The sequence below is a fragment of the Herbiconiux sp. genome (assembly GCF_023264895.1).
GTDB lineage: Bacteria > Actinomycetota > Actinomycetes > Actinomycetales > Microbacteriaceae > Herbiconiux.
Genome location: NZ_JAHFUY010000144.1, coordinates 1 through 6,619, shown reverse-complemented (window position 1 = coordinate 6,619; position 6,619 = coordinate 1). Strand labels below are relative to the sequence as shown.

The following is a 6,619-nucleotide window of genomic DNA, read 5'->3' as shown; positions in this document are numbered from 1 at the left end:
TCGACGGCTGCTCGCGCACCGGCGCCTTCTGGCGCATCACCTTCCCGCTGCTCGCACCCGGCCTCGTGGCCACGGGCGTGTTCGGGTTCATCCAGGCCTGGAACGAGTTCCTGCTGGCCCTCGTGGTGAACTCCCGGCCCGAGATGATGACGCTGCCGGTGTGGCTGCGCACCTTCCAGCAGGTCACCGGCACCACGAACTGGGCCGCCATCATGGCCGGTTCGACGCTCATGGCCATCCCCGTGATCGTCTTCTTCCTGATCGTGCAGGGCCGGATGACCTCCGGTCTCGTCAGCGGGGCGGTGAAGGGATGACCGGCGACACCAGAGCGGCTGTGCTCGGAACCCTGCTGCCCGGCTTCGAGGGCACGACTCTGCCCGATTGGGTCGAGCGGATGCTCCGCGAGGGTCTCGCAGGAGTGTGCCTGTTCGGCGAGAACATCGTCGACGACGCGCAGCTCTGCGCCCTCACCGCCGCGATCACGGCGGCGAACCCGCTCGCCCTCATCGCCATCGACGAGGAGGGCGGCGACGTCACGCGCCTCTACTACGACCGTGGGGCGCCCTTCCCCGGCAACGCGATCCTCGGCCGGATCGACGACGAGGACACGACGATGCAGGTCGCGGTCGCCGTGGGCCGGGAGCTCCGCCGGGCCGGCATCAACCTCGACCTCGCCCCCGACGTCGACGTCAACTCGAACCCGCTCAACCCGGTCATCGGCATCCGGAGCTTCGGCGCCGATCCGGTGCTGGTCGCACGCCACGCGGCCGCCTGGACCTCGGGGCTGCAGTCGACGGGCGTGGCCGCCAGCATCAAGCACTTCCCGGGGCACGGCGACACGGCGGAGGACTCGCACCTCGCCCTGCCGTCGATCGCGGCGGACGCCGACGAGCTCCGTCGACGTGAGCTCCGGCCGTTCCGGGAGGCGATCCGGGCGGGGGCGCTCACCGTCATGACGAGCCACATCCTCGTGCGCTCGATCGACCCCTCCTCGCCCGCGACGTTCTCGAGTGCCATCCTGCAGGGGATCCTCCGCGAGGAGCTCGGGTTCACCGGCGTCGTGGTGTCGGACGCGCTCGACATGGCGGGCGCGAGCGGTGAGATCGGCATCCCGCCCGCCGCGGTGCGGGCGCTCGCCGCGGGCTGTGACCTGCTCTGCATCGGCACGAAGAACTCCGAGGCGCAGCTCGAGGAGATCGCGGAGCTCGTGTCGGCCGACGTCGACGCGACGCGGCTCGCCGACGCTGCGGCCCGCGTGCGGTCGCTCGCTGCCCGCCTCGCGGCGGAGCAGCCGGGGCGGGAGCCGGCAGCTGCCGCCGAGCTGCCGGGACACGAGCGCATCGCGGCCACCTTCACGATCTCGCCCGAGGCCGACAGCGTGCTCGAGGGCTCGGGCTGGGCGGTGCTGCGCGTCGACGCCGACCCGAACGTCGCCATCGGCGACGTGCCCTGGGGGCCCTTCGGGGCGTGGGAGCGGGCCGGGTCGGCCGTCCCGGTCGTCACCGTCTCCGAGAGCTCCCACGACGCGACGGCGAGCATACCGCCGGAGGCATATGTGCTCGTGATCGGCCGGGACAACCAACGCCGTCCGGCCGTCCGCTCGCTCATCGACGCCCTCCGCGAGCGCCACGAGCGCGTCGTCACGGTCGACATGGGGTGGCCTGGAGACGACCCCGCCTACGCAGGGATCGCCAGCTACGGGGCATCGGACGCCGTGGGCGAGGCGCTCGTCGCCCTCCTGAACGCACGAGGGGTGAGGGCATGAGGCTGGGCCTCGACATCGGCGGCACGAAGACCGACGCGGTGGCGCTCGACGACGACGGAGCGATCGTGGACCGCGTTCGCCTGCCGACGGGCTTCGGAGCCGACGCGGTCATCCGCACGGCCCTCGACGGCATCGAGCGGATCGCGGCGGCGACGGGCGTCGACGCCCGCCGGTTCGCGTCCATCGGCGTCGGCATCCCCGGCCAGGTGGATGCGGCGCGCGGGACGGTCTCGCACGCCGTGAACCTCGGCTTCGACGAGCTCGACGTGGGCGGACGGCTCTCGGCGCTCCTCGGCCGCGAGGTCAAGGTGGAGAACGACGTGAAGGCCGCCGCGCTCGGCGCCTACCGGCTCCTCACCGCGCGGCCGGTCGCCGCATCCTCGGTGGAGTCGTCGGCCTGGTCGTCGGCCCGTTCCCTCGCCTACCTCAACCTCGGCACCGGCCTCGCGGCGGGCCACGTCATCGAGGGCGCCCTCTGGCGCGGGGCACGCGGCGCGGCGGGCGAGATCGGGCACATCCCGTTCGACCCCGCGGGCGCGCTCTGCCCGTGCGGCCAGCGGGGGTGTCTGGAGACCGTGGCCTCCGGATCGGCCATCGCGCGGCAGTGGGCCACCGACGACCCCTACCCCGTGCGCTCGCTGCTCGCCGCCGCCGACGCGGGCCAGGCGGAGGCGACGCGCATTCGGGACCGCTTCGTCGACGGTGTGGCAGCGGCGGTGCGGATGCTCGTGCTCACCCTCGACGTCGAGATCGTGATGATCGGGGGAGGGCTCTCGAACCTCGGGCCGTGGCTCCTCGACGAGGTGCGCCGGGTTCTGGCATCCTGGGCCGTGGAGTCGCCGTTCCTCGCGTCGCTCGGGCTCGACGAGCGGGTGCTCCTCGTGCCGGCGGGCTTCCCCGCCGCCGCGGTCGGCGCCGCGCTCGTGGGCGCGCCGTCGGCGCCCGAGATGGAGAGGATCCCGCATGGCTGAAGTCATCATCGTCGGATCGCGCCGAGCCGCCGGCGCCCTCGTGGCCGAAGCGATCGAGCGGCTCGTCGGCGCGAAGGCCGACTCGGTGCTCGGGCTCGCCACCGGCGACACCCCGCTGCCGGTGTACCGCGCCCTCGCTGAGCGCGTGCGGGCGGGGCTCGACCTCTCGCGGCTGCGCGGCTTCGCGCTCGACGAGTACGTGGGGCTGCCGGTCTCGCACCCGCAGAGCTACCACAGCGTGATCGCGAACGAGGTGATCGTGCCGCTGAAGCTCGACCCGGCGGCCGTGCACGTGCCCGACGGCCGCGCGCTCGGCATCGAGACCGCGGGCGAGCGCTACGAGGATGCCATCCTGGCCGCGGGCGGTGTCGACCTGCAGCTGCTCGGCATCGGGACCGACGGGCACATCGGCTTCAACGAGCCGGGCTCCTCGTTCGCCTCGCTCACCCGCGTGAAGACCCTCACCCGGCAGACGAGGGCCGACAACGCGCGTTTCTTCGACTCGATCGACGAGGTGCCGGTGCACAGCATCACCCAGGGCCTCGGCACCATCCTGCGCGCGAAGCGGCTCGTGCTGCTGGCCTTCGGCGCGCAGAAGGCCCACGCCGTGGCGGCGGCCGTGGAGGGACCGCTCACCGCGAGCCTGCCCGCCTCCGCCATCCAGCTGCATCCACGGGCCACGGTCGTGGTCGACGAGGAGGCCGCGAGCATGCTCGCCGAGCAGGAGTACTACCGCGACGCGTTCGCGCAGAAGCCCACCTGGGATCCCGTCATCGTGTGAGCGTGGTCGTTGGCTGCGCCGGCGTCAGCGGAAGATGATCGTGCGGGCGCCGTCCTGCAGCACGCGGTCCTCGGCGAACCACTTCACCGCCTGGGTGAGGGTGCGGCTCTCCTCGTCCTGACCGATCGAGACCAGCTCGGAGGGCGTCCGGGTGTGGTCGACGCGCACGACGTTCTGCTCGATGATCGGGCCCTCGTCGAGATCGCTCGTCACGAAGTGGGCGGTGGCGCCGATGAGCTTCACGCCGCGTGCGTGCGCCTGCTTGTAGGGGTTCGCGCCCTTGAAGCCGGGCAGGAACGAGTGATGGATGTTGATCAGGCGGCCCGCGAGGCGCTCGCAGAGCTCCGGGGAGATGATCTGCATGTAGCGGGCGAGCACGACGAGCTCGATGTCGTGCTCCTCGACGGCGCGGACGACGCGCTCCTCGAACGCGGCCTTCGACGCGGCATCCGTGACCGGCAGGGCCTCGAACGGCACGTCGTAGAAGCCCGCGAGGTCGCGGAGCACCCCGTGGTTGGAGAGCACGAGCGGGATCTCGACCGGGAGCTGGCCGGCGCGCTGGCGGAACAGCAGGTCGTTGAGGCAGTGCGCGGCGGTCGAGACGAGCACGAGGGTGCGGAGCGGCCGGCCCACCTCGTCGAGCCGCCACTCCATGCCGTAGCGCTCCACGACGGGCGCGAGCGCCGCCTCGAAGACGTCGCGGCCGGCCTGCGCCTCCACCTGGAGCCGCATGAAGAACCGGCCGGTGTCGGCCGAGGAGAACTGCTGGCTCTCGGTGATGTTGCCGCCGGATTGGACCACGGCGCCGCTCACGGCGTGCACGATGCCGGGCAGGTCGGCGCAGACGAAGGTCAGCACCAGGTGGTTGTGCGGCAGCGTCATGGGTTCTCCTCTTGCCAGCGGGCGGCTCTCAGCTAGAATAGTCAGTGGTCGCACGGTCATCGTCCGGCCACGGGCATGTACGAAGTCGTCGCCGAGCAGATCACGTCGCGAGCCGACGGTGGTCCCCGCCGAGAAGGTGGTTCGGTGCTTCAGGTCGTCAGGAACGGCACTCGAGCCTCCTCTGTCCGCCGAATTTCGAGTTGTCTTCGAATGGTGCGCCCCTCTGTGACCACATTTCTGCCCAAGACGGGCTCTGCCCCCGCTGTGAAGCCCTTCCCCTGGGGCGGCCTGCTCGTGCTCGCCGTCTCCGTCTTCCTCTCGGTCACCGCCGAGATGATCCCCACGGGCCTCCTGCCCGAGATGAGTTCAGGACTCGGTGTCTCCGAGTCCCAGGTGGGCCTGCTCATCAGCTTCTTCGCGTTCGCCGTCGTGCTCACGAGCGTTCCGCTCACGTTCCTGTTCCGGCGCGTGCCCCGGCATCTGCTCCTCATGATGGTGCTCCTGGCCATCGCCGTCTCGAGCATCGTCGGCGGCCTCGCCCCGAGCTTCGAGGTGCTCGTCGTGGCCCGCGTGGTCGGCGGCATGGCGCACGGTGTCTTCTGGGGTGTGGTGGGCGCCTACTCGGCGCATCTCGTGCCCAAGGAGCAGATCGGCCGCGCGGTCGCCATCACCACGGGAGGCGGCACGCTCGCCTTCGTGCTCGGGGTGCCGCTCGCGACGACCGTCGGTCACGCCTTCGGCTGGCGGGTGCCCTTCCTCGGCATCGGCGCGCTCGCCGTGCTCGGCGCCGTCTTCATCTGGCTGCTGCTGCCGCGCGTCGACCACCGCAAGCACCTCGAGGTCTCGACCGACACCAAGGCGCTCCGGGCCGAACGCCGTCGCGGCCCGCTCGACCCGACGATCCCCGTGGTCGCGCTCATCTGCATCCTGGTCGCCGTCGTGATGATCGGCAACTACTCCTTCTACACCTACATCGCGCCGTTCATGATCAGCGAGATGGGCGTTCCCGAGGGCCAGATCGGGCTGCTGCTGCTCGTCTACGGCGGGGCCGGAGCGCTCGGTGTGCTCGCCGCCGGAGCCGTCTTCGGCCGGCGGCCGACCACGGGCCTCCTGATCGCGCTCGGAGCCACGGGCGCCTCGGTGCTCCTGATCGCGCTCTTCGCGGCGAACCCGGTCGTGGCCATCGGTGCGTTCTTCGTCTGGGGCGTCGCGTTCGGCGTCATCCCGACCCTGCTGCCCACGCGCCTCATGCACGAGGCGTCGCCCGCGATCCGTGACTCCGCCAGCGCCTTCTACTCGACCGCGTTCAACGCCGGGATCGGGCTGGGGGCACTCGTGGGCGGGATCTTCCTCGACTCGTTCGGCCTCGCCTCCCTGCCGTGGATCTACCTGATCGGGCTCGCCGTGGGGATCGGGCTGCTGATCGCGACCCCCGCACTCACTCGCCGCGCCCAGCGCTCCTGAGGTAGGCTGAGCCCGTCGCAACTGGCGTTCAGATGGTTCACCATCGGGAAGCGACGGACAAGGGATTCGGCCGCGCGCCTGGGTCGATACGGATCCCGACACACGTAGTCCGTCACGCCGAAAAGGAGCCCGTCATGTCCGACACCTTCAATGCGCCGCTGAGTGAAGTCGATCCCGAGATCGCCGAGGTGCTGAAGCTCGAGCTCGGCCGCCAGCGCGGCACCCTCGAGATGATCGCCTCCGAGAACTTCGTGCCCCGCGCCGTGCTCGAGTCGCAGGGTTCGGTGCTCACGAACAAGTACGCCGAGGGCTACCCCGGCCGCCGCTACTACGGCGGCTGCGAGTTCGTCGACGTGGCCGAGCAGCTCGCCATCGACCGCGCCAAGGCGCTCTTCGGCGCCGAGTACGCCAACGTGCAGCCCCACTCCGGTGCCACCGCGAACGCGGCCGTGCTGAGCGCCATCGCCACTCCCGGCGACACCATCCTCGGCCTTGAGCTCGCGCACGGCGGCCACCTCACGCACGGCATGAAGCTCAACTTCTCGGGCAAGCTCTACAACGCCGTCTCCTACGGCGTCGACCCCGCGACCTTCCTGGTCGACATGGACGTGGTGCGCGACAAGGCGCTCGAGCACAAGCCGCAGGTGATCATCGCCGGCTGGTCTGCCTACCCCCGCCAGCTCGATTTCGCCGCCTTCCGCGCCATCGCCGACGAGGTGGGCGCCAAGCTCTGGGTCGACATGGCGCACTTCGCCG

At 71.2% G+C, this 6,619-nt stretch carries 6 protein-coding genes, 1 pseudogene and 1 riboswitch; of the genes and pseudogenes, 6 read left to right on the top strand and 1 reads right to left on the bottom strand.

Going from position 1 to position 6,619, the window contains the following annotated elements; genetic code table 11:
* The 4 genes from Q0D57_RS18835 to Q0D57_RS18820 form a co-directional block, all read left to right on the top strand.
* A partial coding sequence (locus tag Q0D57_RS18835; protein ID WP_291046931.1) for a carbohydrate ABC transporter permease occupies positions 1-314 on the top strand: 314 nt, incomplete at its 5' end.
* A complete protein-coding gene (locus tag Q0D57_RS18830) occupies positions 311-1,765 on the top strand; it encodes a glycoside hydrolase family 3 protein (RefSeq protein ID WP_291046929.1) in 1,455 nt (484 codons plus the stop codon). The genes Q0D57_RS18835 and Q0D57_RS18830, both read left to right, overlap by 4 nt.
* A complete protein-coding gene (locus Q0D57_RS18825) occupies positions 1,762-2,736 on the top strand; it encodes an ROK family protein (protein WP_291046927.1) in 975 nt (324 codons plus the stop codon). Before Q0D57_RS18830 ends, Q0D57_RS18825 begins: the two co-directional genes overlap by 4 nt.
* On the top strand, positions 2,729-3,517 hold the full coding sequence (locus Q0D57_RS18820) for a glucosamine-6-phosphate deaminase (protein WP_291046925.1): 789 nt from the start codon (positions 2,729-2,731) through the stop codon (positions 3,515-3,517). Before Q0D57_RS18825 ends, Q0D57_RS18820 begins: the two co-directional genes overlap by 8 nt.
* Positions 3,518-3,541: 24 nt before the next feature.
* Here the strand turns inward: Q0D57_RS18820 and purU are convergent, their stop codons facing one another.
* Entirely contained in the window at positions 3,542-4,399 is an 858-nt protein-coding gene (purU, locus tag Q0D57_RS18815) for a formyltetrahydrofolate deformylase (RefSeq protein ID WP_291046924.1), read from the bottom strand.
* Between the two features lie 225 nt (positions 4,400-4,624).
* Between purU and Q0D57_RS18810 the strand changes: the two genes are divergently transcribed.
* Entirely contained in the window at positions 4,625-5,863 is a 1,239-nt protein-coding gene (locus Q0D57_RS18810; RefSeq protein ID WP_291046921.1) for an MFS transporter, read from the top strand.
* A 7-nt stretch (positions 5,864-5,870) separates the two neighbouring features.
* A riboswitch (ZMP/ZTP riboswitch) is annotated at positions 5,871-5,954 on the top strand.
* 43 nt (positions 5,955-5,997) lie between these two features.
* A pseudogene (locus Q0D57_RS18805) lies at positions 5,998-6,619 on the top strand (serine hydroxymethyltransferase); the annotation flags it as partial.

Excerpts from the sequence above, each read along its gene's own strand:
- Q0D57_RS18820 (WP_291046925.1), top strand. The coding sequence starts at position 2,729 with ATGGCTGAAGTCATCATCGTCGGATCGCGCCGAGCCGCCGGCGCCCTC.
- purU (WP_291046924.1), bottom strand. The coding sequence starts at position 4,399 with ATGACGCTGCCGCACAACCACCTGGTGCTGACCTTCGTCTGCGCCGAC.
- Q0D57_RS18825 (WP_291046927.1), top strand. The coding sequence starts at position 1,762 with ATGAGGCTGGGCCTCGACATCGGCGGCACGAAGACCGACGCGGTGGCG.
- Q0D57_RS18830 (WP_291046929.1), top strand. The coding sequence starts at position 311 with ATGACCGGCGACACCAGAGCGGCTGTGCTCGGAACCCTGCTGCCCGGC.